Source organism: Streptomyces sp. NPDC051109 (assembly GCF_044455885.1).
Taxonomy (GTDB): Bacteria; Actinomycetota; Actinomycetes; order Streptomycetales; family Streptomycetaceae; genus Streptomyces.
Window position 1 is genome coordinate 58,628 of the sequence record NZ_JBITFF010000021.1, and the last position, 22,702, is coordinate 81,329.

At 71.3% G+C, this 22,702-nt stretch carries 19 protein-coding genes; 10 read left to right on the forward strand and 9 right to left on the reverse strand.

Annotated elements, in window-relative coordinates; translation table 11 throughout:
- Positions 1-14: 14 nt before the first annotated feature.
- Complete coding sequence (locus tag ACIBAD_RS30040) at positions 15-983, reverse strand: sigma-70 family RNA polymerase sigma factor (RefSeq protein WP_398909750.1); 969 nt, start codon at positions 981-983, stop codon at positions 15-17.
- Between the two features lie 240 nt (positions 984-1,223).
- Between ACIBAD_RS30040 and ACIBAD_RS30045 the strand changes: the two genes are divergently transcribed.
- From ACIBAD_RS30045 to ACIBAD_RS30055, 3 genes are all read left to right on the forward strand, one after another.
- Positions 1,224-1,643 carry a zinc-binding dehydrogenase gene (locus ACIBAD_RS30045; RefSeq protein ID WP_398909752.1) on the forward strand — a complete coding sequence of 140 codons (420 nt, stop codon included), beginning with the start codon at positions 1,224-1,226 and terminating at the stop codon, positions 1,641-1,643.
- 74 nt (positions 1,644-1,717) lie between these two features.
- Positions 1,718-1,909 carry a hypothetical protein gene (locus tag ACIBAD_RS30050; RefSeq protein WP_134067291.1) on the forward strand — a complete coding sequence of 64 codons (192 nt, stop codon included), beginning with the start codon at positions 1,718-1,720 and terminating at the stop codon, positions 1,907-1,909.
- 200 nt (positions 1,910-2,109) lie between these two features.
- Positions 2,110-2,961 (forward strand): aldo/keto reductase, encoded by an 852-nt coding sequence (locus ACIBAD_RS30055; RefSeq protein WP_134067289.1) that lies wholly within the window; start codon positions 2,110-2,112, stop codon positions 2,959-2,961.
- A 566-nt stretch (positions 2,962-3,527) separates the two neighbouring features.
- On the opposite strand, the gene ACIBAD_RS30060 is transcribed toward ACIBAD_RS30055, so the two are convergent.
- Entirely contained in the window at positions 3,528-4,760 is a 1,233-nt protein-coding gene (locus ACIBAD_RS30060) for an FAD-dependent oxidoreductase (RefSeq protein ID WP_398909754.1), read from the reverse strand.
- Between the two features lie 18 nt (positions 4,761-4,778).
- Complete coding sequence (locus ACIBAD_RS30065) at positions 4,779-5,636, reverse strand: alpha/beta fold hydrolase (protein WP_134067285.1); 858 nt, start codon at positions 5,634-5,636, stop codon at positions 4,779-4,781.
- Positions 5,637-5,713: 77 nt separating this feature from the next.
- Between ACIBAD_RS30065 and ACIBAD_RS30070 the strand changes: the two genes are divergently transcribed.
- The gene (locus ACIBAD_RS30070; protein WP_134067283.1) at positions 5,714-6,589 is read left to right on the forward strand and encodes a helix-turn-helix domain-containing protein; all 876 of its coding nucleotides are present in this window, start codon (positions 5,714-5,716) and stop codon (positions 6,587-6,589) included.
- A gap of 327 nt (positions 6,590-6,916) precedes the next feature.
- Complete coding sequence (locus ACIBAD_RS30075) at positions 6,917-8,008, forward strand: pentapeptide repeat-containing protein (RefSeq protein ID WP_398909757.1); 1,092 nt, start codon at positions 6,917-6,919, stop codon at positions 8,006-8,008.
- 1,445 nt (positions 8,009-9,453) lie between these two features.
- On the opposite strand, the gene ACIBAD_RS30080 is transcribed toward ACIBAD_RS30075, so the two are convergent.
- Positions 9,454-9,810 carry a transposase gene (locus tag ACIBAD_RS30080; RefSeq protein WP_134067279.1) on the reverse strand — a complete coding sequence of 119 codons (357 nt, stop codon included), beginning with the start codon at positions 9,808-9,810 and terminating at the stop codon, positions 9,454-9,456.
- Between the two features lie 205 nt (positions 9,811-10,015).
- Positions 10,016-10,846, reverse strand: a complete 831-nt coding sequence (locus ACIBAD_RS30085; RefSeq protein ID WP_134067277.1) for an alpha/beta fold hydrolase — start codon at positions 10,844-10,846, stop codon at positions 10,016-10,018.
- Between the two features lie 74 nt (positions 10,847-10,920).
- On the opposite strand from ACIBAD_RS30085, the gene ACIBAD_RS30090 reads away from it, so the two are divergent.
- Positions 10,921-11,520: a sigma-70 family RNA polymerase sigma factor gene (locus ACIBAD_RS30090; protein WP_398909760.1), complete on the forward strand. Its 600-nt coding sequence runs from the start codon at positions 10,921-10,923 to the stop codon at positions 11,518-11,520.
- Between the two features lie 232 nt (positions 11,521-11,752).
- Here ACIBAD_RS30090 and ACIBAD_RS30095 read toward each other — a convergent pair whose 3' ends face one another.
- From ACIBAD_RS30095 to ACIBAD_RS30105, 3 genes are all read right to left on the reverse strand, one after another.
- Complete coding sequence (locus ACIBAD_RS30095; RefSeq protein WP_398909762.1) at positions 11,753-13,495, reverse strand: PKD domain-containing protein; 1,743 nt, start codon at positions 13,493-13,495, stop codon at positions 11,753-11,755.
- Positions 13,496-13,820: 325 nt separating this feature from the next.
- Complete coding sequence (locus tag ACIBAD_RS30100; RefSeq protein WP_134067267.1) at positions 13,821-14,114, reverse strand: DUF1330 domain-containing protein; 294 nt, start codon at positions 14,112-14,114, stop codon at positions 13,821-13,823.
- A gap of 80 nt (positions 14,115-14,194) precedes the next feature.
- On the reverse strand, positions 14,195-14,401 hold the full coding sequence (locus tag ACIBAD_RS30105) for a hypothetical protein (RefSeq protein WP_398909764.1): 207 nt from the start codon (positions 14,399-14,401) through the stop codon (positions 14,195-14,197).
- Between the two features lie 22 nt (positions 14,402-14,423).
- On the opposite strand from ACIBAD_RS30105, the gene ACIBAD_RS30110 reads away from it, so the two are divergent.
- The 3 genes from ACIBAD_RS30110 to ACIBAD_RS30120 all read left to right on the forward strand — a co-directional run bounded on the left by ACIBAD_RS30110 (position 14,424) and on the right by ACIBAD_RS30120 (position 17,234).
- Complete coding sequence (locus ACIBAD_RS30110) at positions 14,424-14,882, forward strand: MarR family winged helix-turn-helix transcriptional regulator (protein ID WP_389051990.1); 459 nt, start codon at positions 14,424-14,426, stop codon at positions 14,880-14,882.
- A gap of 50 nt (positions 14,883-14,932) precedes the next feature.
- Positions 14,933-16,327, forward strand: coding sequence for an MFS transporter (locus ACIBAD_RS30115; RefSeq protein ID WP_398909849.1), 1,395 nt, complete (start codon positions 14,933-14,935; stop codon positions 16,325-16,327).
- Positions 16,328-16,757: 430 nt separating this feature from the next.
- Positions 16,758-17,234, forward strand: a complete 477-nt coding sequence (locus ACIBAD_RS30120; protein WP_134067265.1) for a cupin domain-containing protein — start codon at positions 16,758-16,760, stop codon at positions 17,232-17,234.
- Positions 17,235-17,741: 507 nt separating this feature from the next.
- On the opposite strand, the gene ACIBAD_RS30125 is transcribed toward ACIBAD_RS30120, so the two are convergent.
- Positions 17,742-18,389 carry a sortase domain-bontaining protein gene (locus ACIBAD_RS30125; RefSeq protein WP_398909767.1) on the reverse strand — a complete coding sequence of 216 codons (648 nt, stop codon included), beginning with the start codon at positions 18,387-18,389 and terminating at the stop codon, positions 17,742-17,744.
- Positions 18,390-18,706: 317 nt separating this feature from the next.
- On the opposite strand from ACIBAD_RS30125, the gene ACIBAD_RS30130 reads away from it, so the two are divergent.
- Positions 18,707-22,612, forward strand: a complete 3,906-nt coding sequence (locus ACIBAD_RS30130; RefSeq protein ID WP_398909769.1) for a helix-turn-helix domain-containing protein — start codon at positions 18,707-18,709, stop codon at positions 22,610-22,612.
- Positions 22,613-22,702 lie beyond the last annotated feature (90 nt).

The following is a 22,702-nucleotide window of genomic DNA, read 5'->3' on the forward strand; positions in this document are numbered from 1 at the left end:
AGAGCCGAGTGCGCCTACCCCTCGCCCAGGCGGTCCGGCAGCCCGAAGAGGCAGAAGAGGCGGTCGGTGTCACGGTAGGCCGTGATGCCGCTGATCCGGTCGTCGCGGAACTCGACGACTTGGAGGGCCCAGGGCACGTAGCCGGTGCCGTCGGCCTGGGGGCGGTACTGACCGAACGCGGGCGAGCCGTTCGCCACGGTCGCAACCAGACGTGAGCCGCGGCAGCCGATCGCGGGGCCGGTGAGCCACGCCTGGATGTCGGGGACACCGCGCATCCACTTCGCGTACGGGGGCAGGCACAGCGTGGCGTCGACGTGGAGGAGCATCTTCAGCTCCTCCATGTCGTAGCGGGAGAAGGCCGTGGCGTACCGCTCGGCCAACACCCGGCGGACGCCGTCGTCCGACGGCCGTGCGGCCGACCCGTCCGGCGCGTGGCGGCGGTCGGCCAGCGTGGCCCGGGCCCGCTGCAGGGCACTGTTGACCGAGGCGACGGTGGAGCCGTGCAGGTCGGCTACCTCCCGTGCCGAGAAGCCCAGCACGTCCCGCAGGATCAGCGTGGCCCGCTGCCTGGGCGGCAGGTGCTGCAGCGCGGCGACGAACGCCAACCGGACCGACTCGACCGTTGTCGCGGCGGTCTCCGGATCGCCTCCCGGGCACGGTTCCACCCACAGGACGGAGTCCTGCGGCGGCGCCGGCGGGGTGCCGCCCCCGCTCGGGCCGGACAGGTCCATCGGCAGCGCCCGCCGTTTGCCCGAAGCGAGAGTGTCCAGGCAGACGTTGGTGGCTATGCGGTACACCCACGTCCGCAGCGCTGAGCGGCCCTCGAAGCGGTCCATGTTCCGCCACGCCCGAACCAGCGCCTCCTGCACGGCGTCCTCGGCCTCGGCGTACGACCCCAACATGCGGTAGCAGTACCCGGTCAGCTCCCCCCGGTATTCCTCAAGCCCTTCCGCCACTGCGACGGCCGCCCTCGTTTCCCCCATGCCGCACTCCTTCAAAGAGACAGTCCCAGGCCGTGGACCTGGCGCTCCACTGTAGGAGGAGACTCCATGGACGAAGCGCTGGGCTCCTCCGAGTACTTGCTCGCTCGGTGACGTGCCGGCGGCGACAATCGCCCGCTTCAGTTCGCATACCGGGCGGCGTCCGCGGGGTGTGTTCGCAGGCAGTCCCGCAGGATGCGCTGGTTCCGGGTCGGCCAACTCCTCAGGCTGACCGCATGCAGGATGTGGCTGCGACGCCGGCCGTCTGGCAGGGACTGGGGCGCCACCGACGTCGTGGCCGAGCGCGGGGAGGAGGGCATCACGAGGGTGATGGACCTGACGGGCGGAGAGGGCTCACACGTCGTCCTGGAGGCTGTCGGGCTGATGCCCGCGTACGAGCAGGCGTACGGCATCGTGCGTCCCGGCGGGATCATCTCCCGCGTCGGTGTCCCGCAGTACGAGGAGGCCCCGGTAGGGTTCGGGTCGCTGTTCGGGAGGAACGCCCAACTGGCGGGAGTTCCCGTCGCGGTGCGCGCGTACCTGGAGCCCGCCATCGACGACGTGCTCGCCGGCCGCATCGACCCGGGCCGGGTGTCCGATGCCCAGGTAGGACTGGACCAGGTCGCCGACGCCACACGGCCATGGACGCCCGTACCCGCCTGAAGGTGCTGGTCCGCCCGTGACCGCCCCCCATCGGCGTCACCCCGATTCAGGAACGGATCGTCGGCGAAGAGGACGTGGACGACATGTACGCGAACGCGCCCGCCGACGAGCAGCACGTCCGGCGTCTCCTGGGCGCGAGTTCCGGCGACGACCACACCCGCACCGGCGTCGACTTACCCGCACGGGCACTGCTGACCTTCGCGATGCTCGCCGCGCTCTGCGGCGCGGACGCCCAGGTGGAGGGCCATGTCGCCACGAACCCGTAAGTCGGCACGCGCATCATTGAATCCGCCGACACCGACCCTGCCCCGCTGCGGATGGTCCTCGGCTCTCGGGCCCTGGACTCCACGCTCGGGGTGCCGCGCAAGCGGGGCGACGACTTCGAGGCGCAGCTCGACCTGGCAGCGGCGGAAGCAGGCCGGAGCAGCCGACCGCTCCCGTACACCCGAACGACAAGGAGACCCCCGTGCAGACCGTCACCCTGAACAACGGCATCGAGATGCCGATCCTCGGCTTCGGTGTCTACCAGATCCCGCCGGACCAGACCGAGCAGGCCGTCTCCGACGCCCTCGCCGCCGGCTACCGGCTCCTGGACACCGCAGCCGCCTACGGCAACGAAGAAGCCGTCGGCCGCGCCATCGAGAACAGCGGCGTCCCGCGCGAGGAGCTGTTCGTCACCACCAAGCTGTGGATCCAGGACGCACCCGCCCAGGACAACGCGCGCCGCGCCCTGGAAGCCTCCCTGGCCAAGCTGGGCCTGGACCGCGTCGACCTCTACCTGATGCACCAGCCCTACGGCGACGTCTACGGGCAGTGGCGCGCCATGGAGGCCGCGAACCGGGAGGGCCTGGCCAAGGCGATCGGTGTCGCCAACTTCTACCCCGACCGGCTCTTGGAGCTGATCCTCAACAACGAGATCGCCCCGGCGATCAACCAGATCGAGACCCACCCCTTCTTCCAGCGCACCGTCGACCAGGCGCTGATGCGGCAGCACGGCGTCCAACACCAGTCCTGGGGCGGCTTCGCCGAGGGCAAGAACGACCTGTTCACCCACCCCGTCCTCAGCGAGATCGGCGACGCCCACGCCAAATCCGCGGCTCAGGTCGTGCTCCGCTGGCTGATCCAGCGCGACATCGTCACCATCCCGAAGTCGGTCAAACCCGACCGCATGGCGCAGAACTTCGACGTCTTCGACTTCGACCTCACCGACCGGCAGATGGCGCAGATCGCCGGCCTCGACACCGGCACGACGCTGTTCTTCGACCACCGCGACCCCGAAATGGTCGCCTGGCTCAGCAAGCGCCGCCTCGACGGCTGACCCGCTGCACCACGCAGCAGCTGCCGGCAGGAGTCCGCCACTGCCGGCCGCCGCCGCGGCGCGCGCTCGGGCGCGGAGTCGATCCGCACCGTCCACCACGCCAACGGCGGAGGCGACGTCCGGCGCGGCAACCCGCGCTTCACCGGGGAGGACTGCCAGCGGAACCTGGCATGCGCCGATGCGGTGCTGGCCGCGTTGCCTTCCGCCTCCGGCCCCCGATGCCCCGGCTGACGATCTGGCGCCTTGGGTCGTCTCGTAGGCAGTGGGGCACGCCCTCGCACGGCAGCTCGGGCAGGACTACGTGTCAGTGGCGATGACCAGCGGCAGCGAGCGGCAGGACCGTGAAGAACGTGTGGCGGCCTTGGACGCCTACGACGCAGTCCTCTGCGTTCCACGCACCACGCTCAGCGCCGACCTTATGGGCAGGTGAACCTCATGCCCACAGCCGGCACCGAGGGCGGGGGCTCAGCGGGCGCGGAGGTGGTCACCACTCGTCCAGCCTCTACTACCCCTATGCGGCCCTGGGACGATGCGGGGCACGGCAGCGACCACCCTCCCTCAGCCAGTCACGGTACGCCCCCGCCCGTTCGTGCAGTTGGCAACGGCGGGTAGTCGTCGACGGCCATGGAGTTGTGGAGGCGAGCAGTCCTGGTGGTCAGGCGCAGGAGCGCGCGGCTGGGTCCTGCGGGCAGGGCGGAGATCAGGCGGGCGCCCTGTGACAGTGCGTGCACGCCCAGGCGGGAGGCGGGGATGAGGGGCTTCGCCGCGCTGAGCGCGGCCGCGCGGCTGTTTTGCACGTGGGGAGTCATCACCCGCTCGTAGGCGGGGAAGGCGCGCTCGTGGTCACCTCCCGCGCGTGCCAGTTCGCCGGCCAGGACGTAGGCTCCGACGACGGCGAGGCTGGTGCTGCCTCCCACGGCCGGCCCCGGGGAGTAGCCCGCGTCGCCCACGAGCGTCACCCGTCCCCGTGACCACGTGTCCATGCGGAGCTGGGTGATCGAGTCGAAGTAGAACGCCGGGGTGCGGTCGAGGCCGTCCAGCCAGCAGTCGACGTCGGGGTGCAGGCCGGTGAACGCAGTGCGCAGCACTTGCTTCTGCCGGGTCAGGTCGTGGTGGTGGTAGTCGAGGCCGTGCTCGCTGCGAAAGAGGAACAGTGCCCGCGCATCGCCGAGGTGCCGGGCCCCGTACATGCCGGCAGTGCGGTCTTTGCCGGTGTGCATGACGAGCTCGCGGTCAAGCCCCGCGAGGTTCGGCAGGACGAGAACCCCGAGGTAGGCCCCCACGGGGACGCTGAAGCGGGACTCGTCGCCGAAGACGAGGCGGCGCACGTTGGAGTGGAGTCCGTCCGCGCCGACGACGAGTTCGAAGCGCCGCGGCGGGGCCTTCTCGAACTGCACCTCGCCGTCGGGCGAGATCGCGGTGATCGAGTCGCCGAAGACATATTCGACGTCCTCGACCGTGAGGTCGTAGTAGATCTCGCTCAGGTCGTCGCGCATGATCTCGACGTGCCGGTCGGAGGCGGCAGTGAAGATCTTGGAGAGGTCCGCCCGGACGGGACGCCGCGCGCCTTCCCGGTAGATGGTCATCCGGTTCGTGCCAGTGGCTCGCGCCTCGATGCGCGGCAGTGCGCCCATCTTCTCCGAGATGTTCATCGCGGGCCGGAACAGGTCGATCGCGTGTCCTCCGGTCCTGCGCGGCGTCGGCGCGCGCTCGACGACGGTGACGCGGAAGCCGTGCCGGGTGAGCCAGTAGGCCACGACCGGACCGGTGACACCGGCGCCGGAGACCAGGATTCGCATCGCACTCCTCCGTGTCATTCAGTCCACCCGCGCGGTCCGCGGCGCGGTGAAGGCCAGCAGGGCGGTGGCCGTCCGCCGCGGATCCTCAAGCAGGGGCGAGTGCCCGAGGCCGGGCAGCAACTCGACCTCCGCACCCGCGACCGCGCGGTAGTCGGCTGCGGAGGAGGATCGCCATCGGCGGTCGTCCTCGCCGAAGAGCACCAAAAGAGGCTTGCCCAGAGCCGCCAGCCGATCCGGCAGCGGCCGCTGTCGGAGGTAGGAGCGGGTGGCTTCCATCGTCGTGGTCAGTGTGTCGGAGGTCATGCCTCGTACGTCGTCCAGGAGCTCTTCGGGGATCTGGTATCCCGCGCGGCTGACGCTGGTGCCCGCGAACGCCCGGAGTTGCTCATCGGTCGGCGGCCACTGCGAGAAGTCCATCGCGGCGGTCTCCGGTGCGATGAAGGCGTCCAGGCCGGGGCCGGTGTTGATGAGCGCGAGCGCCGTGACCAGGTCAGGCCGCTGTTCGGCGAGGGCGGTGGCGACGGCGCCGCCGCTGGAGTGGCCGACGACCACGGTGTGTTCGACGCCGAGCCGGTCCAGCGCCGTGCCGGCCCGGCGCGCCTGGTCCGGGATCGCGTAACTGCTCTCGGCCGGACGGGCCGACCTGCCGTGCCCCAGCAGGTCGATCCGGACGACGCGGTGGGATGCGGTCAGCAGCGGAACCATGGGGTCCCACGAGCGGGTCGAGGATGCGGACCCGTGGATGAGCAGGAGCACGGGGGCGCCGCGCGGGCCGTCCTGGCGTACGTGGATGTCGCCGTCCTCCATCGACAGCGTCGTACTTCCGGTGGCCTCGGCGTCATCGCTCACGAACGAGTCGTCGTCAGAATGGGTCATGAGCCCACTGTCTCCGCCGCTCGCGCCGGTGGATTGGATGAATGTTCCCTCGGGCCGACTCGCCGTAGCATGAGTCGATGCAGACGTTCACGCACGGCGCGGTCATGTGGAATGTCGAGTGCCCGCGGCAGCGCAGCCGAGTGACGGGCGTCACCATGGCCGGGTTCGATATACGTGACCTGGACGTGCTCCAGATCGTCCCGCACCCGGCCGTCACGCTGCTCGTCGAGTTCGGCGAAGGTTCGTCCGTCATAGACTGCGCACCGGGCCGGCAGGAGCGGGGAAGCGTCGCCGCGGGACCCGGCCTCGGGTCCGGGGGCGCAATCCGGGCACGGGGAGAGGACATCAAGTGCGTGCAGGTGCGCCTGTCCCCGGTGCTCGCACGCGCAGTTCTGGGCACTCCGCCCGCCGAGCTCGACGGCGCCGTCGTACCGTTGGGCGACCTGTGGGGCCGGGAGGCGTCACGCATCCGCGAGCAACTCGCCGATGCCACGTCGTGGCAGGACCGCTTCGCGCTGACGGACGCGCTACTCGCCCGGCGGCACGAGGCGGGGCCCACGGTGGACCCGGAAGTGGCCTGGGCCTGGCAACGCATCGTAGTCAGCCGCGGCCTGGCCCGGGTTGACGCACTGGCGGCCGAGGTCGGCTGGAGCCGCAAGCGCCTGTGGTCCCGGTTCCGGTCGCAGCTCGGCCTGCCTCCGAAGCGCGCTGTGAAGCTGGTCCGCTTCGACCACGCCGCTCACCGCCTGATCGCCGGGGAAGGCGCGGCCCGTGTCGCGGCCGACGCCGGTTACGCCGACCAGTCCCATCTGCATCGAGACGTCATGGCCTTCACCGGGACAACGCCCTCAACCATGGCCGGGGAGCCGTTCCTTGCCGTTGACGACATGGCATGGCCGCTCCATCGAACGGCCGCCGAGCCCGTGTACCGCGCGGGACCCCCGGCACGGTAGGCAACCACATAGGAGGAGTCACGCTGCAAGGCCGCCCAACCCAATCGAAGGCCCCTTGGACATCTCGCGGCGCACCGTTGAGCGGGTGGCGTGCCGCCGGATGGGAGTGCGGGCGCAGATGGGCCGTGGCGGCCGCCACCGGCATCAGCTCCGCGCTGGCCGATGGCCGCGGTCCGGGCACTGCGTAACAGGACGACAGTGCGGGGTCGCCCCGGCCGCGATTCCTTTGAATGCAATCGTTGATCTTGGTGCTGGTTCTAGGCTTGCGGTGTGGAGGCGAGGGGCGAGCGTTCAAGTCCAGCTGCGCGGAACGTGATGCGCTGGTCGTTGAGCCTGCATGTCACCGTCGTGCTGCTGCTGGCAGTACTGACGGCCTGCCTCGTCGCGGGAGTCCTGTGGCTGCTTTTGGGCACGCCTCCTCTGCACGTGGCCGGGCCGCTCAAGCCGGGAGACATCTACGACGGCATCAAGATCGCTCTGGCGATCGTCGCGGGGACCGGTGGCGCGGTGGCTCTGGTGGTCGGCTATCGGCGTCAGCACCTCAGTGAGGTGAGCGAGGCGCGCGAGCACGAAAGGGCATTCGCCGACCGGTTCGGTGCCGCCGCCGATCAGCTCGGGGCCGATCAGCCCGCCGCTCGGATGGCGGGCGCGTACGCCATGGCCAGACTTGCCGACGCGTGGTACGAGGAACGACAGACGTGCATCGACGTACTGTGCGGCTATCTGAGGATGCCCTTTGCGCCGGAACCCCCCGCCGGTGAGCAGGCTTTCGACGCCTGGCGGCGCGAACGTGAGGTTCGCAAGACCGTCCTGCGGCTCATCGCCGCCCGTCTGCGAGACGACTCCGTCGCATCCTGGCGGGGTTACGATCTCGACTTCACAGGAGCCGTCCTCGACGAAGCCGGCTTCCGCGGCGCCCGCTTCACCGGAGGCGAGATAATTTTCGTCAATGCGCTCTTCGTCGGCCACGATCGCGACCAGGTCGTTTTCGACGAGGTCGAATTCGCCGAGGGCAGTTACGTGTACTTCCGTCTCGCCGAGTTCCGCAGCGGTCAGATCCGCTTCGACCGGGCCACCTTCAGCGGCGGCTGGGTGACGTTCGACAACGCGCGTTTCACCGGCGCCCGTGTCAACTTCCGAGATGCCGCCTTCACGGCAGGAGAGGTCCGATTCGAGGGCGCGGAGTTCACCGACGGACTCATCGACTTCGCCGGCTCCGCCTTCACCGGCACCGAAATGAACTTCGGCGAGCGCCATCTCGCACACCTCCACAGCGCGGTCCCACCCGCCCGATTCAACGGAGGCACCGTCGACTTCTCCCACACCGCGATGTTCACCCGCCCCCCGCGCTTCGGCCTGAGCACAACCCCCGAAGGGCTCTTGCTGCCGCCCGGTACCAGCATCTCGGACCTGCCGTGACGACGACCAGGCGTCGCGGGGGGAGGACTGGGGCGGGTGTTGCCGCCGTGGCCTTCTCGTGCAGCTCGGCTTTGACCAGCCCGTCCGGCTCGTCTTCTTCGGCGCGGAGCGAGTCCGCTGCCTCACGGACGGTGGGTGGGGCATGTCCCGAGGTCGTTTTCGGCTTTCACGGCGATGAGAGATACGTGCTGTCGCGCACGAACGTCGCGATCCCCCGTTCCAGGCCTGCCAGGGCGGCAGCGTTCGGCCTCGCCGGGGCTGTTGCCGGTCTGAGCGCGCTGGACGACGCGACCAGGGGGTGCGCCGGGCTGCTGCCGTCGGGTCCGCGCCCGGGGGTCGGCGGTATGAGCGCCGGTTCCGGGGGTTCGCCGGGCGGCTCCTGTTCCGGCCGGGGAGGTAGCCGGAACGGGGCGTCCGGGTGCCGTACGGATCCGGGCGGCAGCCCGTCGTGCGGGCGGGCCTTCCCCATGACGCCGGGTGGAAGGGCGGCGTCCGGCGGGGCCCGCTCAGGGAGCGCCCCATCCTTGGCGGGGGCTTCCCCTATCACGCGTCTAACCCGGCCTTCCGCCTCCAAACGCCCTGTCATCCAGGTTTTTGAGAGCACGTCAAAATCATCAAGGCTGTAGTGGTCCGCGCGCGGGGGTGATTCCCGGTGCCGGACAGGCCGGCTCGCCTGCGGGGTCCTCCGAACGCCTGCGTGTCCCTCTGTGCGCGGCTGCTGCATTTCAGGGCGTCGTGGTCGTATGACGGTGATGGCCATTGCCGCGATTTCCGGCGCTGCCGCGGCCCGGTTCGCGCCACCCGCCCCGGCGGTCAGCCTTTTGGGACCGTGCCGCTCTCTCCCGCTGGGGTCGTCGGTTCCGCGGGTGCGGTGGTGGCGCAGGGGCGTGGGACACGCTGGCGAGGATCGAAGCCGGGCAATGGCCGCCGTACGACGGCTCGGGCACCCGCGGTGGCACGGCTTGGCCGAGCCGAGAGAGCCGGCCGCCCCGTGCCGATGCGGCCGGCAAGCAGGACGGCAAACGCGCCCTTGGCCTGCTGCACGCAGGCGGGGAGCTGCCCGCGATAGCGCCAGCCGGGTCCGGGACGGGCCGGGCGAAGGTCGGCGCGCAGCGCCGCCGTAGCGCCCTTGCCGACTCGGCGTGGCCCGCACGACTCCTCCTCCGGCTCTCTCGCCCTCCACCGCGTCCGGCGCCGCCAGAAGGGACACCTCCTCCTGGCGGGCCAACGCTCACAGCTCCACCACCTGCAACTGACTCCCGAGGCGCAGCCCGTAGTGCCATGCTCGCCTGAGCGACGTCGCCGCGTGGCCCAGCACGGTACCGAGGATGCGGTCCTGCACGCAGAAAGCCGTGAAGAGCCGGACCGATTTGGCGCACTGCGCCGACGGGGCGTCGCCGCCCCCCGACCCGGCGGATTCTGTGCGAGAGGCCTTCGGTGGCCTGCTATTTAGGCGTTTGCGGAAGCCAGGGGCTGTTCCAGTCATCGATCGCCTCCCGGGTACGGGGAGGTTCCGGCCTGTCGCGGGTCTGGTCCGTGTGGCGGGGGAGCGGGCGGCTGGCGGCGAGGCAGCTGAGGATGTTGGTCCAGGTGCCGTCGGTGTTCCACAGGCGCAGGCGTTCGGCGCAGCGGTGCCAGGGTCCATAGCGGGTGGGCAGGTCGTGCCAGCGGCGGCCGCCTCTTTGCTGCCACAGGATGCCGTTGACGATGGTCCGATAGTCCGGGCCGCCGGGCCCGCAGCGGGGCAGCAGCGCGCGGATCGCGGCCCATTCCTGGTCGTCGAGGTCGTCGGATGCGTTCATACCACTTCAACGGTTCTTCCTGAATACCGACACGTCCCGCCGTCAGGGGGATGTCCTCCCTCTGCTCCGGTGGCAAGAACGCGCTCTGGGGCGAGTGCGTCCAACTGCGGCCGGAGACCGCGCCGGAGCCGACGCCCCGGCCAGGTTCCCGTCCCCCTGGGGGAGCCTTGCGCGTCCACGTCGGACTTCAAAGGCGTGAGCCGCGTCATCTGCGGAGGAATGCCGCCGTGGTCGCCACGAAGCAGTCGGCGTCGTCGAGCCACGGATAGTGGCCTGCTCCCGGCTGCACCACGAGCGTGGCGTCAGGGAACGCTTCCGCGAACTCGGCCGCGGCCACCGGCGGGCTGTTCAAATCGAACTCCCCGGTCAGCAGCAGAACGGGAGCCTCGCAGGAGGCGAGCGCCGCACGAGTGCTCTTCGGGCTGAAGGCGCCCTCGGCCGCGAAGAGAGCGACGGCTTCCTGGTTGCTCGGCTGGCTGGCTGCGTGGTGCTTCTGCGCCACGGCGTCCCATCGGCCCCAGAAGAAGGGGGCGATGGCTTCCCAGTCGCTGCCGGTGCCCTCGGTGATCGCCTGCAGGGCGGCGAACGCCGTCGGGAACCACGGCTCGTCCTTCCGGAGCTGCGCGAGCTCGCGCCGCGTCTCTGCCGTGATCGCCACGTCGACAGCTCGGGGACTGGGGCCGATGAGGGCGAGCTTGCGGACCTTCTCCGGGTGCCGGGCCGCGTATTGCGTCGCGATGTTCGTGCCGGCGGAGTGGCCGAGCAGGTCCATCCGGGGAAGGCCGAGGCGCTCGCGCAGTGCCTCGACATCGTCGACCAGGCGATCGCAGCGGTAGGAGGAGGTGTCTTGGGGAACCGCGGACCGGCCGGTGCCGCGAAGGTCGAGGACGATCAGCTGGCGGTGCGCGGACAGGCCGCCGAGGTCGCCGAGGTAGACGGAGTCCGCAGGCCCTCCCGGGATGCAGACGACGGGGTCGCCATCACCGATCACGCGGTAGGAGAGCTGGGTTCCGTCAGGTGCGGGGAAGGTAGGCATGAGGTGATCCTGCCAGTCATAACCTGGTTCTACAACCAGGTTATGAGGGCGGTGTTCTGGTGTATAACTGGGTTGTGGCAGGTGAAGAGAGCGCACACCAGATCCCCGAGACGCTGACCGAGGAACAAGCCGAGCAGATACTCGCCGGCATGAACGAGGTCATCCGTGCAGGCGAGGAGATGCGCAAGCTGCGCGCCGAGATGATCAAGGTGTTCGCAGGCTTCGGCTGGACGCAGGAACGCATCGCGCGGCTCGCTGACATGAGCCAGCCCGCCGTGTCCAAACAGATGGCGAAGCACAAGACCGATGAGCTACGGCCCCCGATGGAGGTGTCCCTCGATCAGCGCGACGTCCCCTGGCTCGAAGGGCGACTCTGGGGCCTCGCTGAGGGGATCTCCGAGACCCTCGATGAAACCGCTCATTGCACCCGCTACGTCAACGCGCTCACCCGGGGGAGGAAGCGCTTCACGCCCCAGAACATCGACGAGCTGAGGCGTCTCGTCGAGGAGGACCTCAGACTGCACCGGGCAGAGCTGTCCGGCGGTTACCGAGCCGCGTACGACGAGATCAGCCGCGGCCTGGACCTTCCCTCGAAGGTCACCACCACCACATCGGCATCGGTACGCCGCTCCATCGCTCACCAGATCCAGCGCGATCTACTCAGAGGCTGCTGACGCGCGTCGATGAGCAGGCGGGCCGTGGTTAGTTCCTTCCGCCGAGTCGTTGTGCCCCGATCTCCTCGGTGCGACCGTGCCCCGGCACGGTGAGCGCCCGCGCAAGCGGGTGGCGAGTCGAGGTGGGCCGCGACATCCAGCGGCGGCACCGGTTGGCGACCGTGTCGTGCCGGCCACGGCGTAGGCCGAACGGGGCGAGGGTGGCGCGCGCCCGGCGCGCCACCCTCGGGGGTCACTTCGTCTGGTAGACCCCGAAGACGTCGAGCACCAGGTCGGCGTCCTCATGGCCCTGGTTCCAGAAGGTGATGACGCCGTGGTCGCCGTCGCTCGCCTGGACCAGGTTGGGGACGGTGTCGCCGGTCGTCCAGTTGAGGGTGGAGGAGACGGGGCGCGGTCCGGCCGGTGCGGCGGGCTCGCCCGCCGCCGGCAGTGCGTACGGGCTCGGGGCGACCGAGAGGAATCCCGTACCGCGGGTCTCGGTGACGGTGGCGTTCAGCACGTAGGCCTCGACACCTGTCGCCGCCTCGGGCGTGAACCCCTGGGTGATGTACTCCCGGGCCCGGAACCTGCCGCCGGGCCAGCCGTACGCCTCCTCGCGGGTGTCGAGCGTACGGAACGGGGTGAAGGGCAGGAAGGCGGCCTTGCTGTCCGGGCTGTAGTAGCCGACGACGTCGACGACCACGTGGGTCGGGGACCAGGCCCCGTTGAAGATCTTGATCGTGCCGTCCTCGGCCACCGGTACGATCACGGCGTTGGCCACGGTCTGTCCGGGTACGAAGTTCAGGTTCGACGCCGTCGGTACCGGGCCGGTGCCGGAAAATGCGGTCATGTGGCCGGGCCCCTCGGGCTCGGTCACCGTGACGTTCAGCGCCACGGCCTTGATGTTCTGGGGCACCCCCTGCAGTCCGCCGATCCGCGTGGTGAACGCGCTGCGGGCGGCGAGCTTCCCGCGGGCCGTGCCCACGCCCTCTCGGGTGTCGACGAACCGGGCGGGCGTCATCGAGGTGTAGCCGCTCGCCGAGGCCCGGGTGAAGTAGCCGGTCACGTCGGCGATCAGGTCGACCGGCTGCCAGCCGCCGTTGAAGAGCTCCACGTACCCGTCCTCGCCGACCGGCACGATCACCATGTTCGGGACGGACCGGCCGGCCGTGTAGTTGAGGTTCGAGGTGTTCGGGCGCTCGTAGCCGGCTCCGGGCCACACCGTCACGTGGCCGCTGTCGACGGTCTCGGTGACGGTGACGTTGAGCGCGACGGCGGTGACGCCCGCCGGGACGGAGGCGTTGCCGGCGACCTTGACGCGGGCGGAGCCCTGCCCGGGGACCTTGCCGGCCGCGGCTCCGGTGCCGTTGCGGGTGTCGAGGAGGCGGGTCGGGGTGTGCGGGGTGAAGTCGGCGCCGGGGGTGAGGAATGCGCCGCCGTTGGTGGCCTGGACGGCATTGGCCGTGTCGGTCACCTTGACCTGCACCTGGTACTCGCCGGATTTGTCGTAGGTGTGCGAGTGGTGCAGTTCGTAGGTGCCCTGGGCCGTGACCGTGTCGGTCTTCCCGTCGCCCCAGTCGATGACGACGTCGAGCGCGAAGTCGGCGCTCGTGATCAGGGCGGTGAGCTCGATCCCGTGCGCGGTGTAACTGGTGCCGCTGACATCGACCGCGAGGGCCGGGTTGGCTCCCGCGTCGAGCGCGGCCTGCCCGGTCGGTGCGGCCTCCGCGTTCTGCGCGGGCGCGGCCTGCTCGGTACGGGCAGCCTGTGCCTTCTGTGGTGCGGCGGTTTTGGAGTTCGCCTTGGCCTTCCCCTCGGTGGCGGTGGCGGTGGGCAGGGTGGTACGGATCGTGCGGTCCGCGGGGCTGTGGAAGCCCTCGGACGTGGACGCCTTGGTGATCGCCTCGGCCACGCCGGCCGCGGCAGGCACGGGATCCGCCGCCTGCGCGATGCCCGGGATGATGCCGAGACCGGCCGCCACGAAGGCAGCGGTCATTACGAGTCGGTGGTTGCGCACCGGCCCCCCAGTTGTGGTGATGAGTGAAGAGGGGCCACGGTATGGAGGGTTCCGGCCAAAGGTCACGGGGTTCTGGCGCGATTCACTCCATGGGGGTCAATGCTTTACCGGCTGTGCGGTTTGCGATCGACAGGGGGGCGTCTGCCGTTCCGCGCGGGCCGATTGTCCGCTGGGGCCTGGGGGACGGTGCGGGCCTCGGAGAGCTGCACCATCCGGCTGATCGTCCTGAAGGGCGGAGGTTCGGCCGCCGCCCGGAAGAGCGTGCTGGAGACGTTCCACCGCCTCGGCACGACTGGCCCGTCCGTCAGTCGAGGCCTTCGATGATGCGGAAGTCGCGCTCGACGCCGTCGGAGAGGGCCGCCAGCGCCTTCTGGTAAGCCTCGCTTTCGTGGGCTGCGACGGCCTGTTCGAAGCTGTCGAACTCGATCAGAACGACGCGCTGCGTGTTTCCGGCCTCATGGGCGACGACTCGACTGCCACGGGACAGGAGGCGCCCGCCCCCAGCTTGGACGGCCGGACCGGCCAGCTTGTCGTAGGCAGTCAGCCTCTCGGGGTCGGAAATGGCGCGGTAGACACTGACCCAGTAGCCCTTGGCCATGGAAACCTCCTGTGCTCGGCCGGACTTGTCCGGCTTCGAAGTGACGCTCAGATTGTCGGCTGGGATCTCCGTGCCGGCGATCACGCCGTCGTGGCGGGCGCGGCTTGCGCCTGGGGGCGGGTGCCGTCCGGCGCCGCCCAGCGGGTGGTGCTGTCGTCCTCGGCGCGGTCTTCGGTCAAGGCGCGGCGCACGGCGCCCGCCATGGCGCCGACCGCGACCGCCGTCTGGTGCGCCGGGTGCGGAGCAGGGGCCACGGGGTTCGGGCGAGAAATGCATAAAGCATTCATATAAATATTGTATGTTTCCCGTATGAGCCGTCAAGATGCCACTCGTGGCGCTTCCACTGCGATCGGGTCGGCCCTCTACGGGCTGGCCACCCGGGCTGTGCGACGCCTTCCGCGCGATATGAGCATCACGTCCGCCGCCACCCTGGCCACCCTGCACAGGACGGGCCCGCGACGCATCACCGATCTGGCCGTGATCGAGGGTGTCACCCAGCCCGCGATGACCGTGCTGGTCCGGGTGATGGAGGAGTCCGGACTGGTCGAGCGGAGGGGCGACGCGTCCGACAAGCGGGTCACGCTGGTATGCCTGACCGAGGCCGGCGCGTCGTACGTTCAGACGCGACGCCAGGCGGGCGTCGATGCGTTCGCGCGGCTGATCGACGAACTCGCCGACGACGAGGTCGAGGCCTTGGTGGCGGCGCTTCCGGCGCTGGCGCACCTGGCAGAGCTCGAAAGCCAGGACCGCGAAGGGCCGAAGCGGTGACGGGGCGCACCCCGGAGCGCTCCGAGGCGCGGCTGCTGGCCCCCGCCCTGATGTTCATCGCCCTGGTCGTGGCGGCGGTCGCCAGCCTCGGGACGCCGCTGATCACCAGTGTGGCGACCACGTTCCACGTCTCGCTCGACAGCGCGCAGTGGACGCTGACCGTCGCACTGCTGAGCGGCGCCGTCGCCACGCCCGTCCTCGGCCGGCTCGGTGCCGGCCCGCACCGACGGGCCGCGATCCTCGCCACGCTGGCGATCGTCGTCGCCGGCAGTGCGCCGACCGTGCTGCCGCTGCCGTTCGCGGGGCTGCTCATCGGCAGGGCGGCCCAAGGCGTCGGGCTCGGTCTGACGGCGCTGATGATGGGCGTGGCCCGGGACCATCTTCCCGAGGAGCGCAGCACGGCCACGATCGCCCTGATCTCGGTGGTCTCGATCATCGGCGCCGGCGTCGGCTACCCGCTCACCGCACTGCTGGCCGAGATCGGCGGCGTACGGGCTGCCTACGGCTTCGGTCTGTTCGTCACCGCTGTCGCCCTCCTCACCGCGTGGCGTTCCATACCCGCGGCTCCCGAAGGCCGCTCCGCTCACGTGAGCGTGGCGGGCGCGCTCGTCCTCGCGGGCGGACTGTTCCTCGTCCTGTTCCTGGCCGGACAGCGGAGCCTGTGGAGCCGTCACCTCGCCGTGGCGGTGATCCTCGCCGTCGTCGCCGTGCTCCTGCTGTGCGTCTGGGCGGCCTCCGAGCTGCGCAGCAAGGCGCCCCTGGTCGATGTCCGGGCGGTACGGCACCCGGCGGTCGCCGGAGCGAACATCGCCATGTTCGTCGGCGGGAGCGGCATGTACCTCCTGCTCACGCTGATCACGCGGTACGCGCAGACGCCGCACAGCGCCGGCTACGGCTTCGGGCTGACCACCTTCGCCGCCGGGCTGGTCCTCGTCCCGTTCTCGGTGCTGGGGTTCGTCGCCGGAAAACTCACGCCCCGGGTTCGGACGCTGATCGATGCACCCGTGCTCCTGGCCGGCAGCGCCGTCATCGTCGGTGGCGGGTTCGTCCTCTTCGCCGCGGCCCGGTCGAACCTGGCCCAACTGCTCGTCGCGATGGGTGTGCTGGGCTTCGGCGTCGGCAGCTTCTCAGCCGCCATGCCCGGCGTCATCCTGGCCGTCACGCCCAAGAGCGAGACGTCGAGCGCGATGAGCTTCAACTACGTCGTCCGCAGCGTCGGGTACTCCCTGGGCAGCGCGATGGGCGGCCTCGTCCTGGCCACCGGCACCGACACCGGTCATCTCTTCCCGAACGACCACGCCTACACCACCGCAGCGCTGGTCGGCATCGCCGCGATGGCGGTCACCGCCCTGACCGCCACCGCTCTCGCCCGCCAACGCCCGCCCGAGGCCCACCCCACCGCGGCCACGGCCAGCGTGCCGAACGAGGGCCGGTCGAGCCGATGACCGGCTCGCCGGAGGGCGGCGGCCCCGTCGCCCTGGTCGCGCCGAGGAGACACATCGACGATCACCAGCGCCAATGGCCCGCTGAGACGCCTGCGTTGCGGACACGGCCACGCTCGGCGCGGGAGGCGTCGGCCCCGGCCGGCCGCATCTGGCGGGGCCGACATCGCCCGGAGTCGGGCCGCCCGCAGCCCACGGTGTGCCGCGACCGCGGAGTGCACCGCTGGGGCGTGGAGAGTCCGCAGAGCGAAACCGTTGTGGACTGTCCATGTACGCAAGGCGGAATGTGGCAGCGGGCCGCGGGCATTTGGGCGGTAGCGGCTCGCGTGTTTGCGGCCGGAGGAGCCCAGCGCTCTGAGAACGTTGCGACGGTGGGCTGATTCCAGACAGCAACCGCGCGCCGCGTACCGCGCACATTGACCAGGAGATAAGTATGACCATCAAGGACATTGGGCCGGAACCTCAAAGCTTCGACCTTGAGGGGGCGACGCTGGAGAACACGAACTACCGCGCGGTCGCCTGGTCTGGGAAGTACCTTCAGTTGACCCTCATGTCGATCCCGGTGGGTGAGGACATCGGATTGGAGGCGCACCCGGAGACTGACCAATTCCTACGACTCGACGCAGGCCGCGGCCGCGTCCAAATGGGCCGCACGAAGGATCGACTCGACTTCGAACAGGAGGTCGAGGACGGCTGGGCGATCTTCGTGCCCGCCGGTACTTGGCACAACGTCACCAACATCGGTGAGGACACCCTGCAGCTCTACGCCGTATACGCGCCGGTCCACCACGCTTCGGGCAAGATCCATACGACAGCCGCCGACGCGGAGCGCGACGAGGACTCAGGCGGCGACGAGCCGCCGAGCTGGTCGGTCCAGCCTCCCCAGCAGCCATCGGACGAGCACGCCTGACCGGCGAGGCTCATCGCGACAGTAGTTCCCGGCGCTGAGACGAGCCGAGAGAGTAACGATCGTCCCTCCCGCATGTTGGCCGTGGCTATCGCTGATTCACAGAATCCGCAGCCTGATCGGCGCCGGTACTCATGCGGCGTTGCTGATGACGGAGTTCGCCAGCGTGAACCCGACGGAGGACAGCCGGGATGCCGCCCGGAAGCTGGCGCGCTCGGCGGTGGATTCGAACGGCAGATAGTCGTTGCCATTCCCGCCCCTTCACAGGCCGTCGCAGCCTGTGCCGTGGACGAGCAGGAAGAGGGCTGTCCCTGCGGTGAGGGTGAAGCCGGCCGTGGCCAGGGCCGCGAGGCCTCGGCCGCGCCCCTTTGCGGGGGCGCGGTAGGTCCGCCAGGCGCCGTGGCTAGGAAGAGGCTTGCCAGTCCGGCTGCCGCGATGGTCAGGCGTGGACGTGTGCGACCAGGGCATCGTGATCGTGACTGTGCCACTCACCGGTCAAAGGGACGCGTTCTAGGTGGTCCTGACGAGGACGCCGACTTTGTCGATGCGGTGCTCGGGGTTGTTCTGTGCGTCCCGCCAGGTGTTGCCCGCGGCGTCGTCCTCCGGGGTGAGGCAGGTGGTTACGGTGATCATCGCGCGGCTCGGCTCCACGCCGCTGGAGCCGGGGACCGCGGCGCGCTGCTCCGCCATGGAGGACGGGGACCGGAAGGAAGTCGTCCGGGTGGTGCCGATGACGTACTCGTACGTCACGCCGCCCGCGCTGACGTAGACGGACGCGCCCTGGCGCAGTGACGGCAGGGCTTTCAGCGGCCCGCCGCCGGCGACGCGGTGGCCCGTGACGATGTAGTTGCCCACGTCGCCGGGGCCGACGCCGCCGCCGGGGCCGTAGGGGCTCGCGGCCATGCCCCGGTCTTGGATCGCGGTGCCCGGGGCGTCGTCGGGGCTGCCCGCGTACGGGATGACGGGCAGTCCGGACAGACCGATGGAGGGTATCGACAGCGTGGCGGCCTGGATGCGGGTCACGGCCTTGGCCGGCGCCGCATGCGACGCCGGCTGCTGCGCGAGGGCGCCGGGAGCGGCCGTCAGCAGGACGGCGAGGGACACACTGGAGAGCGCCGCCAGCACGCTGCGTGCGGGGCGGAAGGGGTGTGGAGACATGGAAGTGTCCAAAGTATGCCGGAGTCGTTCGGTCTAGCCGGCCGGTCGGCCCTTCCAGCCTGACACAGGCCCGGGAGGGCGGCAGCCCGGCGCAGCGCCGTGAGCGGCGGCTCCGCCCGGCCCGGAACCAGCGAGCCCGGGCGCCCCGGAGGCGGCGGGGCGCGGAGGCCCGGAGGCGGTGGTGAGTGACCGGAAAGCGCTCCAGGACGGCGTAGAAAGGGACCGGATCGAGGTGTTCCGGCCACGCGGCCGGATGGGCGCGGGAAGGGTGGTCCACCGCATCACCGCCCTAGCGGAACCGGACCCCGGAGGCCCCCATGGACCCCACCCCGTTCCACCCCCAACCCCCTTTATCCCGCGAGGAGTTCGCGGCCGAGCTGACGCATCTGCGAGAGAAGGCCGACCTGACCGTCCGCGCCGTCGCCGCCCGCGTCGGCGCACCGGGCGCCCACAGCACCATCGGCGGCTGGTTCGCCGGCCAGAACCTGCCGTCCATGGGGTCCCTGCCCCTGTTCCGCAAGGTGCTGCACGTCTGCGGGGTGACCGACGCGGCCGAAATCGAGCACTGGCTGGGACGCCTCGCCGAGCTGCGGCGGTCCCGGGTCCTGCGCGTCGCGGGAGGCGCGTCGCCCTACCGGGGGCTCGCGGGCTTCGAGGAACGCCACGCCGACTGGTTCTTCGGCCGGGAGCACCTGCGGACCGTCATCGTGGACCGGATCCTCGCCGAGGGAGGCGCCGACGTACCCCAACTGCTCGTCGGAGCCTCCGGTTCCGGGAAGTCCTCGCTCCTGCGGGCAGGCGTGCTGCCCGTCCTGCGCCGCGAGCACGGCTGCACACCGCTGCTGCTCGCCCCCGGCCGCGACCCGATGCGCGCCCTGACGTCCGCCCTGTCCGCGGAGTCCGCCCTGGGCGAGGAGTGGGCGGACCCGGCGGGCGACCCCCTCGAACTCGCCGCGCGCGTCAAGGCGGTGGCGCAGCACAAGGGCGTGCGCATCCTCGTGGCGGTCGACCAGTTGGAGGAAGTGTTCACCGCGTGCCCCGACCCCGCCGGACGGGAGCGGTTCCTGCGGTGCCTCGCGGCCCTTCCCTCCTCCGACGTGCGCGTCACGGGCTGTCTGCGCGCCGACTTCTACGGCCAGGCACTCGACCAGCCTCCCCTCGCGGCAGCACTGCAGAAGGGCCAGACCGTCGTGGGCGCGCTCAGCGAGGACGAGATCCGTGCCGTGGTCGGCGGCCCCGCCGCCAAGGCCGGTCTCGTCCTGGACGAAGGGTTCATCGACGTACTCCTCGCCGACCTGCGGGACTCCGGCCCCGGAGCCCTGCCCCTCCTGTCGCACGCGCTGCTGTCGACCTGGGAACGCGGCCGCGGCACTGCCCTGACCATCGCCGACTACCGCGCGGGCGGCGGGATGTCCGCGGCCGTGTCCGAGACGGCGGAGGAGGTCTACGCGGGACTGTCGGAGGCCGAGTGCGCACGTGCCCGGCAGCTGTTCCTGCGGATGGTCGCGGTGGGCGACGGGGTGCCCGACGCGCGCAGGCTGCTGCCGCTGCCCCCGCCCACGGGCCACCCCGACCGGGCCGGAGAGGTGTACGCGGTCCTGGAGCGCTTCGTCGACCGCCGCCTGGTCACGCTCGACGGCGACGGCGCCAGGATCACCCACGAGGCGCTGCTCACCGCCTGGCCGAGGCTGCGCGGCTGGATCGACAACGACCGGGCCGGACAGATCGTCCGGCAGGACCTGACGCGTGACGCCGACCGCTGGCTCGCGCACGACCGCGACCCCTCGCTTCTCTACCGCGGCACCCGCCTGGCCGTGGCCTCCGGCTGGGCCCGGGACAGCGGCCACGCCCCGGAACTCGACGCACGGGAAAGCGGGTTCCTCGACGCGAGCCGGCTGGCGGAGGACGGCCGGGCCCGGCGCGAGCGGCGCGGCGCCCGCCGGCTGCGCCGGCTCCTCGTCCTGCTCTCGCTGCTGGTCCTCCTTTCCGGCCTGCTCACCGGTGTCGCCGTCGTCCAGCGCCGTGACGCGCAGAGACAGCAGGCCGTCGCGCTGTCCCGGCTGGTGGCGGCGCGCGCAGAACGGCTGCGGGGCAGCGATCTCGCCCTCTCCGCACAACTCGGGCTGGTGGCCTACCGCACGGCACCCACGGCCGAGGCACGGGAGGCGCTGATGGACGCCTCGGCGCTGCCCGCCGTGACCCGGATCCTCGCGTTCCGTGGCGTCGTACAGGCGGTGGCCCTCAGCCCGGACGGACACACCCTGGCCGCGGGTGGCCTGGACCGTCAGGTCGCGCTGTGGGACCTGCGCGATCCGCAGCGGCCACGACCGCTCGGGGCGGCGCCGGTCACGTTCGCCGACACGGTGTACGCGCTCGCCTTCAGTCCGGACGGCCGCCGCCTCGCCGCCGGGTCCGGGGACGGGACCGTACGGGTGTGGGAGCCGTCGGCCCCCGGCCCGGCGGCGGCCGGGGCCCGGTCGTTCAAGGGACCGGATTCGGCCGTGTACGGCGTGGCCTTCGCGCCGGACGGCAAGACGCTGGCCGCGGCGGGCGCCGACGGCGCGGTGTACCTGTGGCCGGACCCGGAGGTGCCGGCCCCGACGGCGGGCGCCGACGGCAACTCCGCGAGCAGCTCCGCCGCCGGGACGCGCCTCACCGGCTTCACCGGGGCGGTGCACACGGTCGCGTTCCGCTCCGGCCCCGGCCCCGGTACGGCCCTGCTGGCCGCAGGGGGCGCGGACGGCTCCGTACGCCTGTGGGACCTCGCCGTTCCCGGGCACCCGATCGCGTACGGGCAGCCGCTGACCGGAGCGGCCGGCCCGGTGTTCGGGCTGGCCTTCACGTCCGACGGCGCACGGCTCGTCGCCGGGAGCCAGGACCGGTCCACGCGGCTCTGGGACGTACCCGCCCCCGGCTCCGCCCCCGCCCCGCCCGCGGTGATCGGAGGGGCCCCGGCCGCCCCCGACGGCCCGGCCAGCTACGTCAACGCCGTCGCCTGCAGTCCTGACGGGCAGTGGCTGGCGACCGGCAGCGCGGACAACCAAGTGCGCCTGTACGACGCCCGGACACGCGTCCTCGCCGGCGTGTTCCCGCACCCGGGTCCGGTCACCTCGCTCTCGTTCCATCCCGGCGGCCGGCAGATGGTGACGGCCGCCGCCGACGGGACCGTGCGCCTGTGGCAGCTGCCTCCCCGCCCGCTGCGCGGCTTCCAGGGCACGGTCAACGCGATCGGCTACGCGCCGGACGGGAAGCTGCTCGCCGTCGCGGGGCGCGACGTACAGCTGTGGGACGTCTCCGACCCCTGGATCCCGCGCCCGGTCGGACCACCCCTGACCAACCCCACGGGGTACTCCGCGACGGTCTCCTTCACCCCGGACGGCCGCACCCTCGCGGTGGGCGGCCGGGAGGGCAAGCTGTGGCTGTGGGACCTCTCCCGCCCCGACCGCGCCGCGCCCTACGGAGAACCCCTGACCGGCGGCACCGGAACCATCCAGTCCGCCGCCTTCGACCGGACGGGCCGGACCCTGGCCGTGGGCAGCGAGGGGCGGACCGTACGCGTGTGGAACACGGCGGACCCGGCGCACCCGCAGCTCTCGGCGGAACTGTCCGAGCCGACGAACTACGTCTATTCGGTGGCGTTCAGCCCGGACGGCCGGCGGCTCGCCGCCGGCACCGTCGACAAGCAGGTGCTGCTGTGGCGGCTCCCGCAGGACGGCGGCCGACCGGTGCCGGAGGCGACCCTGCGCGGGCCGGGCAGCTACGTCATGTCCGTCGCGTTCAGCCCCGACAGCCGGATCCTGGCGGCCGGTACCGCCGACCGCGACGTGTGGCTGTGGGACGTGAGCGGGGACCGCCCGCGCACCGCCGGGCCGACGCTGACGGGGCCGAGCAGCTACGTGTACGCCCTGTCGTTCGCCCCGGAGGGCGGCACGCTCGCCGCCGCCAGTACGGACGGCACGGTGTGGCTGTGGGACACCGGCGATCCGTCGCGGACGCGGCCCCGCACCGTGCTGAGCGGCCTCGGCGGGAAGGGGTACGCCGTCGCGTTCAGCCCGGACGGCCGCTCCCTCGCGGCCGGCGGCGCCGGCCCGGCCGCCCTGCTGTGGTCCCGCGACGAGGAGGAGATCGCCCGGAAGCTGTGCGAGCGCGCGGGGACGGCCATCACCGCCCAGGAGTGGGCCCAGCTCGTCCCCGGACTGCCGTACGCGCCGCCGTGCCGGTGAGGGCCGCCGGGCTGTACGGAGTTGTACGGACCGCCGTACGGGCCTGGTCGACCTGCGGTTGGTTCCTTCCCCCGGCCGCCGTCGGGATGG